General features: G+C 63.5%; 17 protein-coding genes and 1 tRNA gene. 3 read left to right on the top strand and 15 right to left on the bottom strand.

All coding sequences use genetic code 11. From position 1 onward, the window contains the following. Positions 1-5: 5 nt before the first annotated feature. From AOZ53_RS10575 to AOZ53_RS10505, 15 genes are all read right to left on the bottom strand, one after another. A complete protein-coding gene (locus tag AOZ53_RS10575; RefSeq protein ID WP_054487760.1) occupies positions 6-1799 on the bottom strand; it encodes an AIPR family protein in 1794 nt (597 codons plus the stop codon). 1 nt (position 1800) lies between these two features. Next, positions 1801-4887 carry a TrlF family AAA-like ATPase gene (locus tag AOZ53_RS10570; protein WP_054487758.1) on the bottom strand — a complete coding sequence of 1029 codons (3087 nt, stop codon included), beginning with the start codon at positions 4885-4887 and terminating at the stop codon, positions 1801-1803. Then, entirely contained in the window at positions 4884-7760 is a 2877-nt protein-coding gene (locus AOZ53_RS10565; protein WP_082385589.1) for an SNF2-related protein, read from the bottom strand. The genes AOZ53_RS10570 and AOZ53_RS10565 overlap by 4 nt, the downstream gene beginning before the upstream one ends. Next, a complete protein-coding gene (locus AOZ53_RS10560) occupies positions 7760-8821 on the bottom strand; it encodes a Fic family protein (protein WP_054487756.1) in 1062 nt (353 codons plus the stop codon). The genes AOZ53_RS10565 and AOZ53_RS10560 overlap by 1 nt, the downstream gene beginning before the upstream one ends. A gap of 348 nt (positions 8822-9169) precedes the next feature. After that, the gene (locus AOZ53_RS10555) at positions 9170-10381 is read right to left on the bottom strand and encodes a tyrosine-type recombinase/integrase (RefSeq protein WP_054487754.1); all 1212 of its coding nucleotides are present in this window, start codon (positions 10379-10381) and stop codon (positions 9170-9172) included. A gap of 196 nt (positions 10382-10577) precedes the next feature. Beyond that, positions 10578-11669: a redox-regulated ATPase YchF gene (gene ychF / locus AOZ53_RS10550; protein ID WP_054428953.1), complete on the bottom strand. Its 1092-nt coding sequence runs from the start codon at positions 11667-11669 to the stop codon at positions 10578-10580. A gap of 95 nt (positions 11670-11764) precedes the next feature. Then, positions 11765-12544, bottom strand: a complete 780-nt coding sequence (locus AOZ53_RS10545; protein ID WP_054428954.1) for a CPBP family glutamic-type intramembrane protease — start codon at positions 12542-12544, stop codon at positions 11765-11767. After that, positions 12544-13140 (bottom strand): aminoacyl-tRNA hydrolase, encoded by a 597-nt coding sequence (gene pth, locus AOZ53_RS10540; RefSeq protein WP_026384832.1) that lies wholly within the window; start codon positions 13138-13140, stop codon positions 12544-12546. Before pth ends, AOZ53_RS10545 begins: the two co-directional genes overlap by 1 nt. 97 nt (positions 13141-13237) lie before the next feature. Next, complete coding sequence (locus AOZ53_RS10535) at positions 13238-13852, bottom strand: 50S ribosomal protein L25/general stress protein Ctc (RefSeq protein WP_054428955.1); 615 nt, start codon at positions 13850-13852, stop codon at positions 13238-13240. Between the two features lie 127 nt (positions 13853-13979). Continuing rightward, a complete protein-coding gene (locus AOZ53_RS10530; protein WP_006227587.1) occupies positions 13980-14930 on the bottom strand; it encodes a ribose-phosphate pyrophosphokinase in 951 nt (316 codons plus the stop codon). Positions 14931-15065: 135 nt separating this feature from the next. Next, positions 15066-15142 (bottom strand) — tRNA-Gln (locus tag AOZ53_RS10525). Between the two features lies 1 nt (position 15143). Further along, positions 15144-16073 (bottom strand): 4-(cytidine 5'-diphospho)-2-C-methyl-D-erythritol kinase, encoded by a 930-nt coding sequence (ispE, locus tag AOZ53_RS10520; RefSeq protein WP_054487752.1) that lies wholly within the window; start codon positions 16071-16073, stop codon positions 15144-15146. Between the two features lie 98 nt (positions 16074-16171). Then, a complete protein-coding gene (locus AOZ53_RS10515; RefSeq protein ID WP_054428957.1) occupies positions 16172-17770 on the bottom strand; it encodes a methyl-accepting chemotaxis protein in 1599 nt (532 codons plus the stop codon). A gap of 235 nt (positions 17771-18005) precedes the next feature. Then, positions 18006-18575, bottom strand: coding sequence for a lipoprotein insertase outer membrane protein LolB (gene lolB / locus AOZ53_RS10510; protein WP_054429257.1), 570 nt, complete (start codon positions 18573-18575; stop codon positions 18006-18008). Positions 18576-18616: 41 nt separating this feature from the next. Then, positions 18617-20503, bottom strand: a complete 1887-nt coding sequence (locus tag AOZ53_RS10505) for a tetratricopeptide repeat protein (RefSeq protein ID WP_054428958.1) — start codon at positions 20501-20503, stop codon at positions 18617-18619. Here AOZ53_RS10505 and mutM point away from each other — a divergent pair. The 3 genes from mutM (at position 20502) to AOZ53_RS10490 (ending at position 24318) form a co-directional block, all read left to right on the top strand. Beyond that, positions 20502-21329, top strand: a complete 828-nt coding sequence (mutM, locus tag AOZ53_RS10500) for a bifunctional DNA-formamidopyrimidine glycosylase/DNA-(apurinic or apyrimidinic site) lyase (protein ID WP_054428959.1) — start codon at positions 20502-20504, stop codon at positions 21327-21329. The two genes, AOZ53_RS10505 and mutM, sit on opposite strands and share 2 nt — an antisense overlap. A gap of 226 nt (positions 21330-21555) precedes the next feature. Further along, entirely contained in the window at positions 21556-22509 is a 954-nt protein-coding gene (locus AOZ53_RS10495) for an MBL fold metallo-hydrolase (protein WP_054428960.1), read from the top strand. A 129-nt stretch (positions 22510-22638) separates the two neighbouring features. After that, positions 22639-24318 carry an FAD-dependent oxidoreductase gene (locus tag AOZ53_RS10490; protein ID WP_054487750.1) on the top strand — a complete coding sequence of 560 codons (1680 nt, stop codon included), beginning with the start codon at positions 22639-22641 and terminating at the stop codon, positions 24316-24318. Positions 24319-24330 lie beyond the last annotated feature (12 nt).

Here is a 24330-nt window from a genome sequence, read left to right as displayed (position 1 = left end):
CGCTCTCATAGTTGGGGTGCCTTGCCCGACAAGTAGTCGAGCAGGCGCTTGCGCGGATACGCATCCGCCGCAGTGTTGATATTGCGCAGAGTGGGTAGCGTCGGGTCGGCAGCCAGGCCAAAGTGTGTGGCCATCAGGTCAGCCATGAACGAGACGACACTGCCCTGATTGCGGAAGTAGGCCAACGGCCCCTCGCCCAGCAGTTGCTGCTGCTTGAGGTCAAAGGTTTGCTGCCGCAGCTCGTCGAGAGACTGGCTGATCAAGCCGGGAATCGCTGCGGCGTCAATGACGGCTGCCGCCCCGATGCGTTGGCGCAGGCGCTTCATCATCACGGCCGTGATGACGTGAATGGCGTGGCGGTAGATCAGCCTTTCCTGGCTGCGCGCCGCCGCACGCTGCTCGTAGCTCACCACGAGCGTGCGGATGGCGCGGTGGCACAGCACGGCATTGACCATGGACACGCCGGTCAGCGTGGCAGGGAACAATGCCTGGTACTCGGCGGATTCCGGATTGGTCAGTCGCGCCAGTTCGCTCTTGAGCCAGACGGTGTAGCGCGGATCACCCTGCTGCGAGGCGAGCGCGCGCAAGGCTTCATCCAATGAAATAGACTGAGAATCCGTGGCCAGGGCTTCGGGGCGATAGTGGTACGTAAAACCGAGCAGGGCGACCTCCTGCCGCAGCCGCTCCTGGTTCTCATCCAGCGAGGCGAAATTCGCCGTCTGCACCGGGTTCTGGTGGTTGCGCGCCTTGGTGACTCGTTTGCCGAACGGACCATCCGCCGGAGCCTTGATCAAGGTGAGCATCACCTTGGCATCGTCGATGTTGCTGCCCGGATGCTGGGCCACGAACTCGGCGGCGGATGCCACCGTCTGCGCACCGTTGATGATGGACAAGCCGCGAACCTTGAATTTCCGGAAACCGTTCTTTGCGGCCTTGGGTTCGATCAAGTCGCAAACGGCAGTGATGCCGTTGTTGAGATAGAAAAAGTCTGCCGGGGCGTCGAGCAAGGTTGTCTTGATAGCCTTGTTGACATCCGATTTACTGCTGCCGAGGAAGTAGCGGATGTTGCGCTCGTACAGCGCCTTGCCTTCTTTCCTGTGCAGCGCCACGAGATCGGTCAGGCGGGCAATGCCGTAGTACGTTGTGCGCGGGGTTTCGACCTTCGCGTGCTTCTGCAAGCCGATGTCGGTATGAACGGGCTGGTAGACCTGTTCCGCCAGCAGGTCGCGGGTGACCTCGGCTGCGGTGTAGTACGCCACTTGCTTGTCGAGCCGCTCCTCGTCGAGGCTTTCATCGTCGAGCAGCGCCTGCAAGGCATCGCTGGCCGTTTTGGAAATGCCATCGCCCGTGTAGGGCACGACTAGTTTGATATGGCTGCACGCATCGAGCGCCGCTTCGATGTCCGCCTTCCGGTTCGTGAAGTTCCTGTTGAACCCGGCGAACTCCTGGCGGATCAACAAGCGGATGCCCTCACAGAACGGCAGCGCGTCTTCCTGCTTGAACTGTTCGGACTCCTTCAGCTTGGTTTGCAGCAGGTAAAGGGTTTCCGAATCCTCGTCGTAGTGGACAGCATCGATGCCTTTGTCGTTGAAATCATCTACGACCGACGCGGCGGCTTCCTGCGGTGTGATGTCGAGCAACTTGTGCAGCACGAAAGCGCTAAAGGCGCGTGAGAGCTGCTTGGCCTGTTGTTCCGCCGCAGGTTTGGCGGTGTCCAGAAGCGGCGGCAATGAGGGCACGAAGCGCTCCGCCAGAATCTTCTTCAGGACGGTCATGTGCTGTGGTTCAAGGGCTGCCATGTCAGTGGTACTTCCCGTATCGGTTCTCGAATGCGGGTTTCGTACCTTCCAGTATGGTCACGACGACTTCGTTCAGCCCCGTGTTCTCGATGGCGCCCGATTCATAGCTGATGGTGGAGTCCAACGCTCGGTCGAACCTTGCATGGATGATCTGCTCTGCATCGCACACAACAGCCAAGTTGGGGTTGTGCGTGACCATGATGATCTGCCGCTGCTTCTTGGCTTCCGAGAGAACAGGAACCAGCAAACGGAACACCGTCTCGTTGTCCAAGTTCTCCTCCGGTTGGTCGAGAATGATCGGCGTCTTTCCCTTGTCCACCAACAAGTAAAAAATCAGCAAGAGAGCGCCGCGCTGTCCAGGGGACAGTTGTTCGATCTGCGTGTCCTGGAAGAGCAGCGAGTAGCGAGGCTCAAGGAAGTTCAAGCCAAAGAGGAGGTCATAGACGGCCGCGGCCGGCTGCCCCTTCTTCAGCAAGCTGAATATCCCGACGTCTGAACCGGAGGCCTTGGACGCTGCCAAAACCTTCTCCTGCAAGGAAGCAATGAAAGCTAGCGCCCCATCTTTGGTGTTCAGGTCATGGTCATCGAACAATCTTCTGATGGTCGCCAGTGCTTCGTCCTGCCCGCGAAAGTCACCCCAGGTCTGCTTGATCAGAGCAAACAATTGGTCGGCGATAGCATCAGCGGATGCCGCCAGCGTTGCCTGGAACTGCAGCCTGTAGTCCTCGCGTATCAGGACATTCTTCTGAATCAGGTCCTGCACCGGCTTGAACAGTTCCGCGCGCGCGCGCCGCTGTGCATCGAGGGTGTCGAAGATTTCCCCGGACAACTGCAAACGCCTCGTTTCCAAATCCTTGAGCTGCTGCGGAAGCTCCTTGATCTGCTCGATCCTGGTTTCCAATCCGACCTTGGTCTCGGGCTCGGTGATTGAGCCGATGAGTTCGTCGCGCTTCGTGTTCCATTCCGCAAGTTGGCGCTGGTAGGCCTCATATTGCTGTTGCGGTGCGTTCAACTTTTCGGTGAAACCTTGTTGTGTTGCGGTCACGTCATTGAGGGCTTCCGCCAGCTTTTCAGCCTCGATCTTTATCTCGCCTTGCTTCGTCGTCAACTCGGTCGCTTTCTCGTCCAAGACGGCGGTCTTGATTTCGATGGCAGCGAGATCGCTCCAAGCGAAGCCAAGAATTTTGACATCATCGGAGACGGTCTTTTCGGCTTGATCAAAAGAACGTTGCAGCAATCTCAACTGCTCACGAATATTCCCTATAGCCTTCTGACGTTTGGCCAGTTCAGTGGTCTCGCCAGCGATCTCTTGGCTGCGCTTTCTGGCGGCTTCCGCCTGTTGACTTGCTGCCGCCAAGCCTTCAGCCGCTTGTTTCTGCTCGGGGCTCATTGCTTCAGTCGGCGCCGCGACCTCCGCAGGCTTCAGCTTGTCGTGTTCCTCGATCTGCTTGCCCTTAAGCAAGAGCAGATCGGTGAGTTTCTTCAGCTCAATGGGTTGGAGTTGCTCCTCGATGCGAACGATGTCTGCGTTGGTCGATGCCAATTCCTTACGGTACTCACCCAATCGATTCCTGAGCGACTGCTCCTGCTGCTCTGTCAACTGATCGAAGTCGAGCGCGCCAAGCCTCATTTCTTCGCTCGCATGGGAGAAAATCACTGACCTCAGTTCCTTCTCAAATGCGTTCGACTTACCTGATACGTGCTCATTGCAAAGCTCTTCGAAGTAGCCCTGCGGGATGTAGCGAACAAGCTCCGCCTTCTCCTCTGATGGCGTCTCATTCAACGGCCTGGACTCGGTGCTTTCGTCTCGCCAGGTCAGCGTTCCGGTGAAGTGGCGTGCGGGTTCGCCGGTCTTACCCCAAAAGCGATCCTTCTTCAAGAAGCTGAAGTGCTTGGATTGCTTGGAGTTGCCGAGCGTAGCGATGACATCCGCCAAAGCGCTCTTGCCGCTTCCCTTGTTCCCAATGACGGCGACAAGATCGGGATTCAGCGGGATATCACAGCCATGCAGCCACCGCCCGACACCGGCCTTGTTCCCTGTTTTGCTGATCTCGATCGACTCGATGTAAAAGGTCTTGTTGGACTCAACTTCTTGAACCTTGGGCGGCTTGTCACCAATGAAGGAGCGCTTAGCCGGCTCAAGAATGGCTTGCTTGAGGCCATGGAACGTTGGGTCGGCTTTGATCCACGTCCTCTTCCCGGAGGGGTAGTCGCCATAGCCCCGCTTGTTGTTGTCGCCAGTTGTTCCAACGAAGCAATGGGCATCGCTTCCTGAGACTGCCAAGCGCGGAATATTATTCAGGCCCGCTTGAAAGTTCTTGAACCACTTGGCGTTGCCGGCTGTCTGCTCACCAACAAATGCGCCGCGCAAGTCGGCGTCTCGTGTTTCGAAAATCGGAGAGGTTTGAAAGAGGTTCATGGCATAGGCGTAGTGCTCTTGCCATCCAACCTCTGCCAGTCCGTCATTCGTATCAAACGGCATAAGGCCGATCGCGTGCTCGTTCGGAACCTTCCGAATCGCGTCCCTGTACGAATCAGCGTTGATCTCCGCAATCACCACTCCAGCGAGCAGAGCTTTCTCGTCGGAAGCATCTACATCGGCTTTCTTGAAGCCATGATGCTTCAACTTGTCCTCGCCGACCTTCCTGGCAAGTTCTCTCAACGCAGGCTCAGAAAGCGGCCTGTCCACCAACTCAATGCGCAAGGCAGATATGAAATCCCTAAGCACCTGTTCATCGACCTCGTTCGAGAACAGTACGTGTGCGTTCAGTCGCCCCTTCATTGGCGCGGCAAGCCGAAGTTCGATTCCTGGAAGGACGAGCTTTTTTAGGGCAGGGGCGTCTTCGTCCTTGAGACGCCTTCGTAGTGCAAGCCAGCCGTCAAAGGTCCAGTAATCCATGATCGCGAACACAGCCGGTTCGGCATTGTTCATCGCTTCGATCATTTCATCGACCAGCCTCTTGCTTTTTGCCGAAGAGAGATCGACATCGAACCTATCTCCCGACCAATGGAACGATGCGGGCGTGTGGACATGCAGGTCCCATTGCCTCCAGATTGCCCCCCTAGAAATCTCTCTTTTTGTCGTCATTTCAGTTCCCACTCGATGGTGAACAGCATGTGCTCCTCCACTTGCTGCTGAAGCTGCAATTCCAACTGGCTGATGAGGTCGTTGCGCTGAGCTTCCACTTCGTCTTGCCGGGCGAACAATTCCCGCCGCAGCTTGCTCCGCTTGGCCTCAAGCTCCCGTTGCCTCTTCTGCCAGGCAAGCTTTTCATTCAACGTCGGCGCGGTGGCCGCAGTGCTGCGCACATCCTTGATTTGCCGGTCAGTCTCTTTAATTTCCTGCTCAAGGCCCAGCTTCAAGTCATCGGCCCACGCATCCAGCTTTTGGACTTCCTGCTCGAAGTAGCCGAGATTGCGCTGATTGATCTCGCGCAGCAGCTCAGCTTTGCGAATCTCAACGTTGGACGACAGCGCAGAGTGCGCCTCGGTGCTAAACAGGCTGGGCGGTTGGGCAACGGCGGGCAGGCGGAGGAGCTTCTCAGGATCGTTTTCTAGTAAAGCAATACCGTCCGACGTAACGGCCGTGACCAGCAGATGCTGCTCCTGGTTACCCAGCGCATCGACTTCAATGAGCCTCACTGTTAGCCAACCCGCCTTGCCGCGATAAGGCTCCAGAGTGCTCACCTTGGTGCCGTATGCGTCGTAGTCGAATACGAGCTTGGCGGCGTTAAGCATGCGGGCCTTGGCTTTCTCGGTAACCCACATGGCCAGCGGATGATGGACTCGGAACAGGTGCGCGTCGCCGGAGCGGCGGGGCAATTCATAACGTCCTAGTTCGATACCGGCACGTTCGCTAGTATTGATACCGTCCGGCACACGCTCCAGATGGAACCCGTCGTCATCGAAGCTCGCGAACTTGTCCAGTTCCGCTCGGCTCAGCTCCATCAGCATCCGCTCGAAACGACTCCGGGCGCTGCGGCTGTCTTCCGCGCGGACGCGGAGTTTGCCTCGTACTTCCTCGTCGAAGTTCTCTAAGAGGAGCTGGCGCGTCTTGACCATGGCTTCGCTGATTTCTCCCGAAAGGTCAAGTCGGAGTTGCTCGAAACTGGATTTAATTTCCTCGGGCTCTCGGCAGTTCTGATAGATATCAGCAATGCGCCGCTCGACATCGACGCCAGAACCGATGGCGCCCAACACTTCGTCGCTGGCGCCAAACACACCCTCGAAAAGCTGGAACTTCTGCGCCAGCAATTCGTAGACGCGCTTGTCCGCCTCATTGCTGAGATCAACGAAGTTCACAACTACCACGTCGTGCTTCTGACCGTAGCGATGGCAGCGCCCGATGCGTTGCTCGATGCGCTGCGGGTTCCACGGCAGGTCGTAGTTGATCACGAGCGAGCAGAACTGGAGGTTGATGCCCTCGGCTCCGGCTTCGGTGGCAATCATGACCTTGCCGCGCTCCTTGAAGTGCTCGACCAGTGCCGCACGGGTGTCGGCGGTCTTGGAGCCGGTGATACGGTCGGTGCCGTCGTGGCGCTTCAGCCAATCCTTGTAGATCGCCTGTGCACGCTGATCGCTGTTGGTGCCGTTGAAGAGCACGATGCCGTCGCCGTATGGCGTGTCAGCCAGCAAACTGAGGAGGTACTCCTGTGTGCGCTTGGACTCGGTGAAGATGATGGCCTTCCGTGCCGCGCCCAACCGGTCCAGTTCGGCGAAGGCGCGATCCAGCGCGGTGAGCAGCGCCTTGCCCTTGGCGTTGTCGCGGATGTTGGTTGCCAGCGCCTTGAAGTGGCGAAGCTCTTCGATTTCCTGCGCGATGGCATTTCGCTCTGAGCGGTTCGGTGCCGCAGAAGCGGAGTCTTGGTCGCTCCACTCATCGGCGGTTTCGTCCAGCGATTCGTAGTCCTCGTCGAGTTCCTCGGTCAGGTCGGGAACTTCGGTGGTTTCATCGAGCACGCCCTGAAGCCGTTTGGCCATCGTCTCCAGCGCGCCCGCGATCGCGTGCGAGCTGGACGCGAGCAGCTTCCACAGCACCAGTGAAATCAGTTGGCGCTGCCCCTCGGGCATGGCCTTCAGGTTGGGACGGCGCAAGTAATCAGCGACGAGTCCGGACAGTTCTTGCTCCTCACTCGACGGCGTGAACTCCTGGATGATGGCCTTGCGCGCGGTATACGACACATAGGGCTGGACTTGTTTGCGCAGAGTGCGCTTGCAGATGGGAGCCAGCCGGTCACGCAGGCCGTTGAAGGCCTGTTCCCGGCCAGCAAATTGCGAGCGAAAGCTGTCAAGGTCTCCGAACACGCGGTCATCGATGAAGCTGACCAGTCCATAGAGTTCGAGCAATGAGTTCTGCAACGGCGTTGCGGTCAGTAGTACTTTGGCGTGAACGTGCGATAGCGCCTCCTTGAGAGTCTTGGCAATGACGTTACTGGTCTTGTAGACGTTGCGCAGGCGATGCGCTTCGTCAAGGACGACCAAGTCCCAGTCGATGCTCTTTACATCATCAGCCTTGGATTTGGCGAACTGATAGGAACAGATGACCGGGCCAGAGGCAAAGAGGAACGGATTCTGTCGATCCTTCTTGCGGATCGCGTTATAGCTTTTGGCTTCGAGAATCAGCCCTTGAAGGCCGAACTTGTCCTGCAACTCCTGGTGCCACTGCTTGCGCAGGTTGGCCGGGACGATGATGAGAATCTTGCGCCGCCGTTCCGCCCAGCGTTGTGAGATCACCAAGCCCGCTTCAATGGTCTTGCCGAGACCCACTTCGTCAGCGAGGAGCACACCGCGCGAAAGGGGATTGCGGCATGCGAAGAGGGCCGCATCGACCTGATGCGGATTGAGATCAACCTGCGAGTCGACCAGCGTTGATGCCAGCGACTCCACGGAGTCGCCTGCCGCGCGGCGCGTCAGAAGCCATGCGTAGTACTGGCTTTGATAGTGCGTAAGGGGCTGTTGCATTAGTTTCCCCCCTCTACCTTGACGTGTTTCCACTTCGCTCCTCGCCCCTTGCCCATGGACTCGATCAATCCCTCTGACTTCATCGCCCGCAGTACCAACCGCACCATATCCCGGCTCACTCCTGGGCAGGCTTCTTCAATCTCGGAAATCGAAAACGGCAGACTGCGACCCAAGACGTCTGCGCGCACCCGGTCGCCCTTGCTGCCACGGCCTCGCTCGATGGTACCGACACGCTCCTCGAACTCACGATAGGCCCGTAGCAAGGCACCCCAGAAGTAGTCGAGCCAGGGTTTGACGTTGTGCTGCCCCTGGTGCCAACCCTGCGAGCTGGCTTCCAGCGTCTGGTAGTAGCCTTCCTTGGTGTCCTCGAAGATGCGTTCCAGGCTGATGTAGCGGCCCACCACGTAATCGAAGTGGTAGAGCAGCAGCAGGGTCAGCAAGCGGGACATGCGGCCGTTGCCGTCCGGGAAGGGGTGGATGCACAGGAAGTCGAGCATTGCCAGCGGCACTAGCACCAGTGGGTCGGCCAGGTGCTGATCCAGGGCGGTGGCGTAGTGCCGAGTCAGATCGGCCATGGCCATCGGCGTCAGGTGCGCAGCGACCGGCTGAAAGCGTAGCCGCGATGTGCCGTCCGGATGGCGTTCGATGATGTCGTTATTGGTGGCTTTCCAGCGCCCGCCCGCTTGCGGCATGTAGCGATACAGCAGGGTGTGCAGTTGCAGCACCACGCCTTCGCAGAAGGGCATGTGCGTAGCGGACTCGTGAATCAGCGCCAGGGCATCACGGTAGCCGGCGATCTCCTGTTCGGAACGGCTCTTTGGCGTTGCGTTGCGGATGACCAGAGACTTCAACCGCGAGGGTGCGACGACAACGCCTTCCAGCCGGTTGGATGACTCGGTGGACTCCACCACCGCGATCTGGCGTAGCCCCTTGAGGGCTTCGGGCGACTGCGCAGCGTAGAGTTGCTGCTTACCCTGGTACTCGCCAAGTGTGCGCAACGTGGCGGCCTGGGTGCCATCGAAGCGAAGCGCGGCAAGGTACTCAGGCGTGAGCGAGTGCATGAAAATGTAAGCCTAGGCTAGCTAAATGGGGTAATCATAGCCATTAAATGGGGCATTGTCTCTAAAAATGCCTCATTACCGGTGTTTGACTACCCCGTTTCCTGAACATTCGACCGGTCGTGAGGGGCTGGCACGGGCGACCAGGAAGGAAATGAGCGACATGAATCTCAAAAAGGGGCAGGCAATTCGCAATTACCCCATTTACTCCATTGTTTACCCCATTTCTAGCGCCTAGCCTTGGGCAAAGGCAAATGGCAAGGGAACAGCCCTCAAGAGACAACGGCCCTATCCAGAAAAGGAAAAGGCCACCCCTGTCCATTCGTTCTGCAACACCCGGCCAAATCGCCCCTATGCCGTGACGCTGCCTTCCGCAGCACTCAGATAGTCCGCCCAGTCCTGCAACAGCGTCCTTCTCTGATCCAGCAGCAACGCCTTGTTGTACGTGGCCCGAACCTTGTTGCTTTCCACGTGGGCAAGCTGCCGCTCAATCGCATCAGGCCGGTATCCGTTCTCATTGGCCCAGGTCGAAAAGGTCGTCCGCCAGCAATGCGGCGTCGTACCCCGGCCCAGGTTCATGTCGCGCATGGCGTAGGTGAGCCGATTGGGCGTGGTGAAGCCCTTTCCGCTTCGATGCGGGAACAGATAGCGTCCGCCACTCGTGATGTGCTGCAAATCTTTCAGCACCGCTATGGCCTGCGTGGATAGCGGGCTGACATGGTCGCGCCGCGCTTTCATCTTCGCCGCAGGCCGACGCCACAGCGCATCCTCAAAGTCGAACTCGTCCCACTCGGCATCCGCCGCTTCCCCTGGACGGCAGGCTGTCAGCGCAATCAGCCGCAGGCACAGCGAGGTTTCCGGATAACCCCGGTAGCCGCGCAACTCCTGATAGAACTTCTGAATTTGCTCTCGCGTCATCGCCGCCTTGCTTTCGCTGAACGGCACGCGCAGCAGCCCACGCAGGCTGGGGATCGGATTGGCCTCGACCAGCCCCCGCACCACCGCGAACTCGAAAATGGCCGACAGGTCGCCCTTGACGTGGATGGCTGCCCACGCGCCGTGGGTCTTGCACTCCTCCAGCAGCGGGCGGATTTGCTTCACGCCAATGTCGCTCATTGGCATGCTGTCGAACTTCGGCGACAGGTACTTCCTGATACGGGATTCTTTCGTGCGGTAGGAACTGAGCGCGAAAACTGGCTTGATCTCGGCCAGATACGCCTTCGCCACCTTGGCGAACGAGCTTTCACGAGCGCGCTTACGCTCCTCCAGCGCCTCCAGGTTGCGCTCCTTGACCTGCCGCCGCTCATGGGCGGGATGGATGCCTTGCTTGACCAAGGCGCGTGCCTTCTCACGGGCCGCACGTGCCTCCGCAAGACTTACTTGAGGAAAGCCGCCAATGGCAAAGAGATTCTCCTTGCCTTGCAGGCGGTACTTCCACCGCCAGAGCTTGCCGCCAGTAGGCTTGACCAGCAGGAACAAGCCCCCGCCGTCTGAAAGTTTCCAGTCTCGATCAGTCGATTTGGCCGACCTGACCTTGAGGTCGGTGAGTAGATTCTCGGGCATCGTTGGACTCCACTGCGGGGAGATGTACCCCCACGGTTGAACACGAGTACCCCCAACGCTACCCCCGAATTTTCTGGACCTCGATGAACAATAGGAACGCTCAGCAGACCGTATTGTTTACGCAACCCATTGATTTCAAATGGGCCAACCTGTCCACCAAGCGCTACTGAGCGCCACCGAGATCCAGCAAAACCCGTCAGACGTTGAACAAGAAATTCATCACATCGCCATCCTGCACGATGTATTCCTTGCCTTCCGCCCGCATCTTGCCCGCTTCCTTGGCGCCCTGCTCGCCCTTGTAGGCGATGTAGTCTTCATACGCGATGGTCTGCGCGCGGATGAAGCCGCGTTCGAAGTCGGTGTGGATCACGCCCGCGGCCTGGGGCGCGGTGGCGCCGATCGGCACGGTCCAGGCGCGTACTTCCTTCACGCCGGCGGTGAAGTAGGTCTGCAGGCCGAGCAGCTTGAAGGCGGCGCGGATCAGGCGGTTCAGGCCCGGTTCTTCCATGCCCATGTCCGACAGGAAAGCCTGGCGGTCGGCGTCGTCCAGGTCGACGATTTCCGATTCGATGGCGGCGCAGATGGCGACCACCGGCGCGTTGCGGGCGGCGGCGAATTCGGTCAGGCGGTCCAGCAGCGGGTTGTCGGTGAAGCCGTCGTCGGCCACGTTGCCCACGTACATCGCGCGCTTGGCGGTGATGAAGCAGAGCTGGGCGATGTCGGCCTTTTCCTCAGTGGACAGGTCGAGCGCGCGGATCGGCTTGGCTTCGTTCAGCTGCGCCACGCACTTTTCCAGCACGGCGACCAGGCGCTGCGATTCCTTGTCGCCGGAACGCGCGGTCTTCTGGTGGCGTTGCAGGGCCTTTTCGGCGGTCTGCAGGTCGGCCAGCGCAAGTTCGGTTTCGATGACTTCGATGTCGGCGATCGGGTCGACCTTGCCGGCCACGTGGATCACGTTGGGATCCTCGAAGCAGCGCACCACGTTGACGATGGCGTCGGTTTCACGGATGTGCGAGAGGAACTGGTTGCCCAGGCCTTCGCCCTTGCTGGCGCCCGCCACCAGGCCGGCGATGTCGACGAACTCGACCGTGGCCGACAGGATGCGCTCGGGCTTGACGATCTCGGCCAGCTTCTGCAGACGCGGATCCGGCACCTCGACCACGCCGACATTCGGCTCGATGGTGCAGAACGGATAGTTCTCGGCGGCGATGCCGGCGCGGGTCAGAGCGTTGAAGAGTGTCGATTTGCCAACGTTGGGCAGGCCGACGATGCCGCATTGCAGAGCCATGGGAATCCTGTGTAAGTACGGTATTGATCGTTAACGTTCTAGTTTACCCCGCCGGGCGACGCGCCATGATGACCGCGCCCAGGGGGACGGACGGCTCAACCGGCCGCCGTGGGAGCCCAGCGCATCACGGCCCAGATCAGCAAAATGGGGCCGGCGTTGAACATGGCGTGCAGCGCGATCGCCGCGCCGATGCCCCGGCGGATGCGGATCCAGCCCAGCACCAGGCCGGTGACCCATTGCGGCAGCACCAGCAGCGGCAGCAGCCAGTACGGCGTGTGATTGAAGACGAAGTTGGTCAGGTGCACGGCGGCGAAGGTCAGCGCCACCAGGTGGAAGACCCAGCCGAAGTGCTTCAGGTAATGGCGCCGCCAGGCGGTGTTCCAGCCCTTGAGCGGCTCCGAACGCGGGCGCAGCGACCAGCAGGCCAGCAGCACGAAGGCGGCCAGCAGCAGGCCGGTCCAGATGCGCGGCCCGTACAGCACCACCGGCAGCAGCGCCGGGCACAGCCACAGCGCCTGCTTGGGCCGGCGCAGGCCATAGCGGAACAGCATTTCCTCGACCAGCGGGGCCCAGATCACCGCCGTCAGCCAGGGGATGTTGGCCGGGTCCAGCCGATGCGTGACGCCGCCGGCGCCGGCCGCGGCGACCGCCACCGGCCCCAGGGCGAACAGATTGATCAGCCACAGCACCGCGGCCCAGGCCAGCAGGCGTCCGGGGCCGACGCCCGGCCACCAGTCCGACACCCAACCGATCGCCGGCGTGCGGCCAGGCAGGCGGCGCGCCGGATGCGGATGGCGCACGAAGCGCCAGAAGTCCGCCAGCTCGCTGCGGAAACGCAGCTTGCGCGGTTCGGCGAAAGCCGGAGCGCCGTCCATCAGGCGTCGTTGCCGCTGTGCAACTGGCGGGTGGCCAGCGCGAAGTCGCCAGCCAGCATGGCGGGCACCACGGCGCGGCAGCGGTCGATGACCGCCTCGATCTCCTTCTGTTCCTCGCGGCGCGGCGGATGCAGCACGAAGTCCGCCACCTGCTGCGCCAGGCCGAGCGTGCGCGGATGGCCGATGCCGATGCGCAGGCGCCAGAAGTTCGGGCTGCCCAGCGCGGCCTGGATGTCCTTCAGGCCGTTGTGGCCGGCGTGGCCGCCACCCTGCTTGAGTTTCACCTGGCCCGGCATCAGGTCGAGTTCGTCGTGCAGCACCAGCACCTGCTCCGGCGTCAGCTTGTAGAAGCGCGCCAGCGCCCCGACCGCCTGGCCGGAACGGTTCATGTAGGTGTTGGGCTTGAGCAGCAGGACGTTGTCGGCCCCCAGGCGGGATTTGGCCACCATGCCGAAGAACGACTTCTCCAGCGCGAACGAAGCGCGCAGGTCGTCCGCCAGGTGGTCGGCCAGCCAGAAGCCCGCGTTGTGGCGGGTGGTTTCGTAGTCGGGACCGGGGTTACCCAATCCCACGATGAGGCGTATGGGAATAGACATGATGGGGGGTGTTTAAACCAAAAAACCCTGCGCATGCAAATGCACACGCAGGGTTTCGGGCGCAAGCCGCGGGAAAGCCGAAGCTTTCCGGCAGGACTTAGGCGGCGGGAGCAGCCGGAGCGGCGTCGGCGTCGTCGGCGGCAGCGCCACCCTTGACGACAGCGGCGGCCAGCAGCGGGTTCTCTTCACCACCGTGCGGGACGTAGGTCACGCCCATCGGCAGCTTGATGTCGGCCAGGTGGATCGAAGCGCCGGCCAGGATGTCGGCCAGGTTGACTTCGATGAACTGGGGCAGCGCCGACGGCAGGCAGGTGATTTCCAGTTCGGTGGCGACGTGGCTGATGATCGCGCCGCTCAGCTTGACGGCCGGCGAGACTTCAGCGTTCACGAAGTGCAGCGGCACCTTGGTGCGCAGCGCCTGGTTGGCGTCGACGCGCTGGAAGTCCACGTGCAGGACTTGCGGCTTGTAGGCGTGCCATTGAACCGAACGCAGCAGGACCTGTTCGTCCTTGGCGCCTTCGAGCTGCATTTGCAGGATCGAAGCGTGGAATTCTTCCTTGCGCAGGGCGTGGTAGATCTCGTTGTGGTCGAGTTCGATGTTCAACGGGGCAGCCGTACCACCATAGACAATGGCGGGAACGCGGCCCGCGCGGCGCAGGCGGCGGCTCGCACTCGAACCCTGGACGCTACGCGCAGTGGCAGTAAATTTCATGGAAAACTCCAAAAACAAAAATTGGCGAAGCGGACTTCGCCGGTTGTGATCACGGCGCACAACAGGTGCGCCGTGTTGCTTGCGTCTTGCCGCGACCAGCAAGACACAAAAAACGGGGAGGCTGGCGTCAGTCGACGAACAGCGAGCTGACCGATTCCGCGTTCGAGATACGCAGGATGGTCTCGCCCAGCAGCGCGGCGCACGAAAGCTGGCGGATCTTGCCGCTGGCCTGGCCTTGCTCGGAGAGCGGAATGGTGTCGGTGACGACCAGTTCGTCCAGTTCCGACGCCTCGATGCGGTCGATGGCGCCGCCCGACAGCACGGGGTGCGTGCAATAGGCGTAAACGGCGCCGGCGCCGCGGTCCTTCAGGGCCTGGGCCGCCTTGCACAGCGTGCCGGCGGTGTCGACCATGTCGTCCATGATGATGCAGGTGCGGCCGTCGACTTCACCGATGATGTTCATCACTTCCGACACGTTGGCGCGCGGACGACGCTTGTCGATGATGGCCAGGTCGGCTTCGAGCTGCTTGGCCAGCGCGCGGGCCCGCACCACGCCGCCGATGTCCGGGGACACGACGACCAGGTTCGAGAAATTGCGGCGCCAGATGTCACCCAGCAGGATCGGGCCCGCGTAGATGTTGTCCACGGGAATGTCGAAGAAACCCTGGATCTGGTCGGCGTGCAGGTCCATCGTCAGGACGCGGTCGACGCCAGCCACTTGCAGCATGTTGGCCACGACCTTGGCCGAGATCGCGACGCGCGCCGAACGCGGGCGGCGGTCCTGGCGGGCGTAGCCGAAATAGGGAATCGCGGCGGTGATGCGGCCGGCCGAAGCGCGGCGCAGGGCATCGACCATCACCATGATTTCCATCAGGTTGTCATTGGTAGGCGCACAGGTGGGCTGCAGGACGAAGACGTCCTTGCCGCGCACGTTTTCGTTGATCTCGACCATCACCTCGCCGTCGGAGAAGCGACCGACGGTCATCTTGCCCAGGGACATATCGAGGTGGTTGACTACGTCCACGGCCAGCCGAGTATTGGCCGTGCCCGTGAAGATCATGAAGCTATCGTTTGCCATGATGGATGATGCGATGGTCGTTTCGAGACACTAACGAGGTGATGCGAGAACCTGCTGAAACCGGAAAATAAAAAAGCTGCTGAACCCGGGCCAGTGTCTTACAGGCGTGTTCAACAGCTTTGTTATGTATTCGGTTGGCTGGGGAGGAAGGATTCGAACCTTCGCATGCCGGAATCAAAATCCGGTGCCTTAACCAGCTTGGCGACTCCCCAACTATCTTGCAATCCAATTCCGCAACGGATGTTCAGTCAACCCAGGACATGCCTGCACTAACCGGAACCGTGGATGCGTTGTGCTGTTGGTTTTGCAGTTTGCTTCAACAGCGCCGCGCATTGTAGCGGTAATTTCCGTTTTCGCCAAAACGGCCTCCGAAAGTTCGGAAAACTCGGCGTATAAACACGCGCCAGATCCCGACATGCGAACTTGGGTTCCCGTGTCTTTCAACACACCCTGCTCTGCAAGCCACCGCGATGCCCTGAGAACCTCAGGATAAAGACGGTAGACCACCGGCTCCAAATCATTTTTCCCGAAGGAAAATGTAGGCGAAGCAAGAAAGTCAGCTATTGTGATGTAAGAAGAATCCCTTGTCAAATCGGGTGCGGAAAAAATTCCAACGGTCGGCACGCTCGCGTCCGGCTGCGCCACCAGATAGGCCCGCGCCGGCAGGTCCAGCGCCGTCAGTTTTTCGCCCACGCCCTCGGCAAAAGCGGACTGGCCGAACACGAACACCGGCACGTCCGCGCCCAGCGGCAGCGCCAGGTCCATCAGCTCGCGCCGCGACAGGCCGGTGCCCCACAGGCGATTCAACGCGATCAGCACGGTGGCCGCGTCGCTCGATCCGCCGCCCAGTCCGCCGCCCTGCGGAATGCGCTTTTCCAGCGCGATCTGCGCGCCCTGGCGCGTGCCGGTGGCCTGTTGCAGCGCGCGGGCGGCGCGCAGGGTGAGATCGTCCGCTTCGGACACGCCGGGCAATTCCGCGGCACGGCTGATGACGCCATCGGCGCGCGCCTCGAAATGCAGCGTGTCGCACAGGTCGATGAAGCGAAAGGCGGTCTGCAGCAGGTGGTAGCCGTCGGGACGGCGGCCCACCACGTGCAGGAACAGGTTCACCTTGGCGGGCGCGGGTACGTCGTAGAGAGTCACGGCGGATCGGGAAAAAGGACGATTGCGTCGATTTTAGCGATCCGCCGGACACGGCGGCGCCAGGCGCGGCAAAGAAGGACCGTCGGCACGGCCCCGGATCAGGCGATCTGCGGCGCGACGCGGCCGGCCAGGCGCTCGGCCGGCGCCTCGATCACCTGCCCCTCCGGCAGCTTGAACACGGCCACGGCGCCCGCCAGCTGGCGCGCCTGCTCTTCGAGCGCGCCGGCCGCGGCGGCGGCCTGCTCCACCAGCGCGGCGTTCTGCTGGGTCACGCCGTCCATCTGCGTCACCGCGCGGTTGACCTGGTCGATGCCGGTGGCCTGCTCTTCCGACGCGGCGGAGATTTCGCCCATCAGGCTGGTCACGCGCTGCACCGAATCGACGATCTCGCGCATGGTGGCGCCCGCGGTTTCGACCTGCTCGGAACCGACGCCGACCTTCTGCGCCGAGTCCTCGATGAGCTGCTTGATTTCCTTGGCGGCGGCGGCGCTGCGCTGGGCCAGCGTGCGCACCTCGCTGGCGACCACGGCAAAGCCCTTGCCCTGCTCGCCGGCGCGCGCGGCTTCCACGGCCGCATTGAGCGCCAGGATGTTGGTCTGGAAGGCAATGCCGTCGATCACGCCGACGATGTCGGAAATGCGCGACGAACTGCCCGAGATGGCGCGCATGGTCTCGACCACGCTGGAGACGGCCTCGCCGCCGCGTTGCGCCACGGCGGCCGAGGCGGCGACCATACGGTTGGCTTCGCGCGCGGTGTCGGCGTTCTGCTTCACGGTGGTGGCCAGCTCTTCCATGCTGGCCGCGGTTTCCTCGAGTGAGGCGGCCTGCTCTTCGGTGCGGCTGGACAGGTCCGCATTACCGGACGAAATCTCGCGCGCGCCGACGTTGATCTCATCGACGCCGCGGCGCACCGTGGACACCGTGCGCACCAGGCTGTCCTGCATCGCGCGCAGCGCGCTCAGCAGCGCGCCGATCTCGTTGCGGCCGCGATCGGCCACGCGGCGCGTCAGGTCGCCTTCGGCGATGCGGCGGAAGATCTCGCCGGCTTCCAGCAGCGGACGCACGATCATGCGGCGGATCAGCACATGCGCGCCCACCGCCATCAACAGGCCCAGCACCAGGATGCCGGCCAGCAGATACGAGAAAATCATGTGGAACAGCGAGATCTCGTCCATCACCTCCTGGCCGGTGGTCTCGGCGCGCTTCATGAAGGCGTCACGCTCGGACACCAACAGCTCCTGCACCTGCTGCGTGCCCTGCTTGAAATAGGCGTCCATGTCGCCGGCCTCGAGCACCTTGCCGACGCTCTGCAGGTTGTTGCTGAGGTTGGTGTAGGCCTCGATCAGGTCCTTGGAGACGACCTTCTCGTCGGCCGACAGGCCGCCGGCAAAGGTTTGGAAGGCGCGGTCGCCCGCGGCGATGCGCTGGCGCGCCAGGCGCAGCGCGGTGGTGTCGCTGGCATTGCCCTGCGCCACGCGCGTGGCGTAGCGGCTCAGGTCGGTGCGCGCCGCCACCAGCGACAGCGCGGCCGTGTTCACGGCGTTGACCTGTTGCGAGGAAAGGCGATAGAGCTGGCCGACGTCCTGATTGGTCTGCCGCAGCGCGACGAAACCCATGCCGCCCACCAGCAGCTGGAAAGTGAAAAACACCGCGATGATCCCCAAGAGCATCGTCGCGATCCGCGTATTCCTGAACATTGGCATTCTCCGTAAAAAAGCGGCGGTGCGATCCGCGACCACCGGCCTTGCATGCCGCGCGCAGGGGTCGCGCGCGCGGGTGTGGAAGAATTATTCAGGTTAAACAGAATCTATCAATCAGTAACAGAGTCGCTTTTGCAACGCTGATTTGCCGATTGAGGCGAAACGGACGTGCTACCGGCAGACGACACAACGGCCCCGAAGGGCCGTCGCGAACGTCACAGACCGGAAGCAATCAGGGCTTGTTGACGACCAACCGCACCATGATGCGGCGGCCGGGCTCCTGGCGCTCGAGCACCAGCATCTGCGGACCGAGCGTGTCATAGCGCGACAACCGCGCGCGCCAGCCGCCCTGCTCGAACGCCACGGGGCGGCCCAGCTCGTCGTTGGAGACGTCGGTGGCCTCGGGCTGGCCCGGCAGCCTGCCGCGCAGCCAGTCGCGCAGGCCGGACACCGGCATGCTGCTGCCCAGGGCGTCTTCGGCCAGGGCGTCGGGGTTGTCGGCCACCAGGCGGGTGCCGTCGGCCTTGGTCAGGCTGGCCGCGCCGGGCTGGCCCTCGACGCGCGCCTCGGTCGAGCCGAGCGGGTTGGTCAGGTCCAGCACATAGCGGCGGCCGTCGTCCGACCAGGAGAAGCCGCCCTGCACGGCATTCTGCTTGCCGCTTTCCTCGTTGACGGTGATGGCGAAACGGCCGATGCGCGAGAAGGCGTCGGCCGAGACGCCCTCGATGGGTTTGGGCGTGGTGGTGCAGGCCGCCAGCGCGAAGGCCAGCAGGGCCAGCAGGGCCCAGCGCATCCAGGCCATGCCGCCAGCCAACCCGCGAGGCGTCGTCGCGACCGCTGCCGTCACAGGCTGACTCCGAGGCGCTTGACGACCTCGAGCACGGTCTTGTTCTTGGGATCCTTGGCCAAGGCGGCGCGCAGCAGTTCGACCGCCTGGTCGCGCTTGCCCTGGGTCCACAGCACTTCGGCCAGGTGGGCGGCGATGTCGGCTTCCGGACGCACGCTGTAGGCGCGGCGCAGGTAGTCGGCGGCGGCGACCTGGTCGCCCATGCGGAATTTGACCCAGCCCATGCTGTCCAGGATGAACGGGTCGTTGGGCGACAGTTCCAGCGCCTGGGTGATCAGGTCCAGCGCTTCGGGCAGGCGCTGGTTGTGGTCGGCCAGCGTGTAGCCCAGCGCGTTGTAGGCGTGGGCATGCTCGGGATCGAGGGCGATGACCTGGCGCAGCATGCGTTCGAGGTCGGCCAGGCGGTCCTGGCGCTCGTACAGCATGGCCAGCTCGTACTTGATCTCGACGGTGTCGGGCAGCGCCTGGTCGGCCGCTTCCAGCACCGACACGGCCTGGCCGATGCGGTCGGCATCGCGCAGGATCTGGGCCTTGGTCAGCACGCCCAGGGTGCGCTCTTCCTCGTCCTGGGGCGCGGCGGCGTCGACCATCTTGATGGCGTCGTCGACCCGGCCGGACTTGGCGCGCAGGGCGGCCTGGCGCATGCGCGCCGAGAAGCGCAGCGACGGATCGTCGATGCGGCCCAGTTCGGCGATGGCTTCGTCGTACTGGCCCTGGTCTTCGGCGATGCGCGACAGCAGCACGTGGGCATCGGCCGCGGCGGCGCCGGCGTCGGTGGCGCCCGGCACGATGGCGCGCTGGCGCTGGTTCTGGACGTCCAGGTACTGCTGCAGCAAGGTCTTGGCCTGCGGCAGCTGGCCAGCCTTGTAGGCCAGCTGGGCCTGCATGAAGAGCAGGTCGAAGTCTTCCGGCGAGCGGCGCGACATGGCCTGCAATTCAGCCAGGGCGCCGTTGTAGTCGCCGGCGTCGGCCATCTGGCCGGCCAGCATCAGCCGGACCTTGCGGGCGTTGGGATTGCGGTTGATGTAGGCGCGGGCATCGGCCTGCGCGCGCTGCGGGTCGACCTTGGCGCCGTACTCGAGGACGCGCTGGGCGGCCGGTTCGGACTTGGGGTCGGCGGCCAGGGCGGCATGGGCCTCCTGGGAGGCGCGCGGGTAGTCGCCGGCGGCGGAGGCCACGTCGGCCAGCGCCAGGTGGGCGGCGGGCAGCTTGCGCACGCTGTCGCTCAGCGCTTCGTCAAGGATGCGCAGCGCCAGGCGGCGGTCGTTCAGGCGGCTCAGCACGGCCAGGGCCTGGCCGATGGCGGCCGGCTTGTCGCGCGAGGCCTCGATGCGGTTGCGCAGGGCCTGCGACAGCCCCTTGGTCTGGCCGTTGGCGGCGGCCAGCGCCAATTCGGTGGAGCTGGCCTCGAGATCGTTGGGCGACAGGCGGGCCCAGACGCGGGCGGCGTCCAGGGCGCCCGGCAGGTTGCCGCCGGCCAGCTGGAATTCCAGGCCGCGGCGCGCCAGGCGGGGATCGCCGGTGTCGCGCGCCAGGCCGACCATGGTGTTGGCGGCGGTGCCGTACATGCCGCGCTGGGCGGCGATTTCCGACGCCAGGACACGGTAGAAGATGTCGGCGGTCAGCGACACGTAGGGCAGCTGGCCCGGACGCAGGCGGATCACCTCGGTTTCTGGCTGGCGGTTCTGGGGCGCCATGCGGGGGCCGGTCGCATCCCGCGTCCGGCTGTCGGCGGCCTGGGCCTGAGGGGCCAGGGCGGAGGCCAACGCAAGCGCCAGCGCGGCAATCCCGATATTCATTTGTTTGAAAGACGACTTCACGCGGCCCGTCCGGTTGGTGGCACAATCTTCGTACACGCAATTGATGATCTTACACTGGCTCATGCCGGAACTGCCTGAAGTTGAAACCACGCGTCGCGGAATCGACGCCGTCATCACCGGCCGCCCCCTCACGCGGCTGGTCGTCCACGAGTCCCGGATGCGCTGGCCCATCCCGGCCGACCTGCCCGCCCTGGTGGGCGGCCGCACCGTGCTGGAATGCGGCCGCCGCGGCAAATACCTGCTGCTGCGCTTCGACCACGGCACCCAGATCGTGCATCTCGGCATGTCCGGGTCGCTGCGCAGCGTGGCCCCGGGCGAATTCCTGCGCAAGCACGACCACGTCGAATGGATCTTCGACCAGGCCGTGCTGCGGCTGCACGACCCGCGCCGCTTCGGCGCGGTGCTGTGGCACCCCGATGCGGACGGACCGGTCGAAAACCACCCCCTGCTGGCCAAGCTCGGCATCGAGCCGTTCGATCCGCGCTTTGACGGCGCCTGGCTGCACCACCACTTCAAGAACCACGGCGCCGCGATCAAGCAGGTGCTGCTGGCCGGCATGGCGGTGGTCGGCGTGGGCAATATCTACGCCTCCGAAAGCCTGTTCCGCGCCCGCATCAACCCCAAGACCCCGGCCAACAAACTGTCGCGCGCCCGCTGCGACCGCCTGGCGGACATGGTGCGCGCCACCCTGGCCGACGCCCTGACCTCCGGCGGCAGCACCCTGCGCGACTACGTCGGCGCCACCGGCGAACCGGGCGCGTATTTCGAGATCCACGCGGCGGTCTACGAGCGCGCCGGCCAGCCCTGCCGGGTCTGCGGCACGCCGATCAAGCGCATCGTCCAGGGCCAGCGGGCCACCTATTACTGCCCCAAGTGCCAGAAGACCTGAGCGCGCCGCTTGAAACATCCAAACCCCTGGGGCCGCCCGTGGCCCGAAAGGTTCCCGTCCGGGCCGCCCTGCGCGGCCCGGATGCATTTGGGCAAGCCCTGGAAATCCAAGGGAAATCCCTGCCAAAAAGGCGCGATTCGTTTATAGCAAACGTATTGCACAACCACTAACGCCAAGCTATAGTCCTTCCACACACCCTATTCCTATAAAAGTGGAAGGAGCCTCCATGAGCAAGCAATTCGCCTCGCACGCCGACCTGACCGACAAGGTCGTGTCGTTCGAAAAGCTGTCCGACAACGCCTATGCCTACACCGCCGAAGGCGACCCCAACACGGGCGTGATCATCGGCGACGAGGCCGTCATGGTGGTCGACACCCAGGCCACGCCGGTGATGGCGCAGGACGTCATCCGCCGCATCCGCGAAGTCACCGACAAGCCGATCAAGTACATCCTGCTGTCGCACTACCACGCGGTGCGCGTGTTCGGCGCCTCGGCCTACAACGCCCAGGAGATCCTGGCCAGCCGCGACACCTACGACCTGATCGCCGAACGCGGCGAGCAGGACAAGGCCAGCGAGATCGGCCGCTTCCCGCGCCTGTTCCGCAACGCCGAATCGATTCCCCCCGGCCTGGTCTGGCCCACCATGACGTTCAAGGGCGAGATGACCGTCAACCTGGGCAACCTGGAAGTCAAACTGCTGCAGGTCGGCCGCGGCCACACCAAGGGCGACACCATCGCCTGGCTGCCCGAGCAGAAGATCCTGTTCGCCGGCGACCTGGTCGAATACCAGTCCACCCCCTACTGCGGCGACGCCTACTTCCGCGACTGGCCCAGCACGCTGGACGCGCTGTCGGGCTTCGAGGCCGAAAAGATGGTGCCCGGCCGCGGCCCCGCGCTGAAGAACGCCACCGAAGTGCGCCAGGGCCTGGCCGGCACGCGCGCCTTCCTGACCGACCTGTACGGCGCGGTCAACCGCGGCGTGGCCGAGGGCAAGGACCTGAAGACGATCTACCGCGAGGTCTACGACTTCATGAAGCCGCGCTACAGCGACTGGGTCATCTTCGACCACTGCATGCCGTTCGACGTGTCGCGCGCTTACGACGAGGCCAGCGGCCACGTCCACCCGCGCATCTGGACCGACAAGCGCGACCTGGAAATGTGGGCCCAGCTGGAGGGCTGATCCCGCGCGGCCGGTCCGCCGGCCGCGGTTCCACCGATTGAAACGGCACCGCACGACCCGCCGGCCATGCGCCGCGGGCGACGCGCGGCGCCGCGCATAAGAACAAAATGACCCACACAGGAGACAACCGTGGGAGACATCGACTTTCAGGCGATGGAATTCGCCTATGAGAAGCACGCCGATCAGGCCGCCGCGACGCAGGCGCGCCACCCGGTGGTGGTGGTGGGCGCCGGCCCGGTCGGCCTGACCACGGCGCTGGATCTGGCGCGCCAGGGCGTGCGGGTGGTGGTGCTGGACGACGACTACCGCCTGTCCACCGGCTCGCGCGCCATCTGCTTTTCCAAGCGCACCCTCGAAATCTGGGACCGCCTCGGCGTCGGCCAGCGCATGGTCGACAAGGGCGTGTCGTGGAACGTGGGCAAGGTGTTCTTCCGCGACCAGGAGGTCTGGCGCTTCGACCTGCTGCCGGAACCCGGCCATCGCCGCCCCGCCTTCATCAACCTGCAGCAGTACTACGCCGAAGGCTATCTGTACGAACAGGCGCGCCAGGAACCGAACATCGACCTGCGCTGGAAGAACAAGGTGGTGGGCCTGGAACAGGCGGGCGACGGCGTGGTGCTGTCGATCGACACGCCCGAAGGCGGCTACGCGCTGCGCGCCGACTGGCTGGTGGCCTGTGACGGCGCCCGTTCGCCGGTGCGCAAGCTGATCGGCCAGGAAAGCCATGGCCGCATCTTCCGCGACCGCTTCCTCATCGCCGACGTCAAGATGAAGGCCGACTTCCCGGCCGAGCGCTGGTTCTGGTTCGACCCGCCCTTCCACCCCAATCAATCGGTGCTGCTGCACATGCAGCCCGACAACGTCTGGCGCATCGACTTCCAGCTGGGCTGGAACGCCGACCCGGTCGAGGCCGTCAAGCCCGAGAACGTGCTGCCGCGCATCCGCGCCCTGCTCGGCCCGGACGCGCAATTCGACCTGGAATGGGTCAGCGTCTACACCTTCGCCTGCGAGCGCATGGACAAGTTCCGCCACGGCCGCGTGGTGTTCGCCGGCGACTCGGCGCACCGCGTCTCGCCGTTCGGCGCGCGCGGCGCCAACAGCGGCGTGCAGGATGCCGAGAACCTGGCCTGGAAACTGCGCCTGGTGCTGGCCGGCCAGGCGCCCGAATCGCTGATCGACAGCTACGCCGCCGAACGCGAGCACGCCGCCGACGAGAACATCCTGAACTCGTCGCGCGCCACCGACTTCATCACGCCCAAGAGCGACATCAGCCGCAGCTTCCGCAACGCCGTGCTGAACCTGGCCCGCACCCATGCGTTCGCGCGCACGCTAGTCAACAGCGGCCGCCTGTCGCTGCCCGCCACCTACGCCGATTCGCCGCTGAACAGCCCCGACCGCGACACGTTCGCCGGCCGCATGCGGCCCGGCGCGGTGGCGCTGGACGCGCCGGTGCGCGGACCCGGCGACTCGCCGTGGTGGCTGTCGCAATTGGACGCGGGTTTCACGCTGGCCCTGTTCTGCGGCGACCAGCCGCCCGCGATCGACACCTTGCAGGCCCTGCGCGCGCTGCGCCTGGGCGCCGTGCCGGTGAAAGCCGTGCTGGTGGCCGGCCCCGGCTGCGATAGCGCCGGCTGGCCGGAAGACATGGCGCGCGTCGTCGACAACGAGGGTCTGCTGGCCCAGCGCTACGACGCGCTGTCCGGCACCGCCTATCTGATCCGCCCCGACCAGCACATCGCCGCGCGCTGGCGCGCCTTCCAGCCCGACGCGGTGACGTCGGCCGTCAACCGCGCGATTGGCCGCGCCTGAACCCGGAGGCCC

This window comes from Achromobacter sp. 2789STDY5608621, assembly GCF_001299375.1.
Taxonomy (GTDB): Bacteria; Pseudomonadota; Gammaproteobacteria; order Burkholderiales; family Burkholderiaceae_B; genus Achromobacter; species Achromobacter insuavis.
This window is presented reverse-complemented; position numbering and strand designations above follow the sequence as displayed.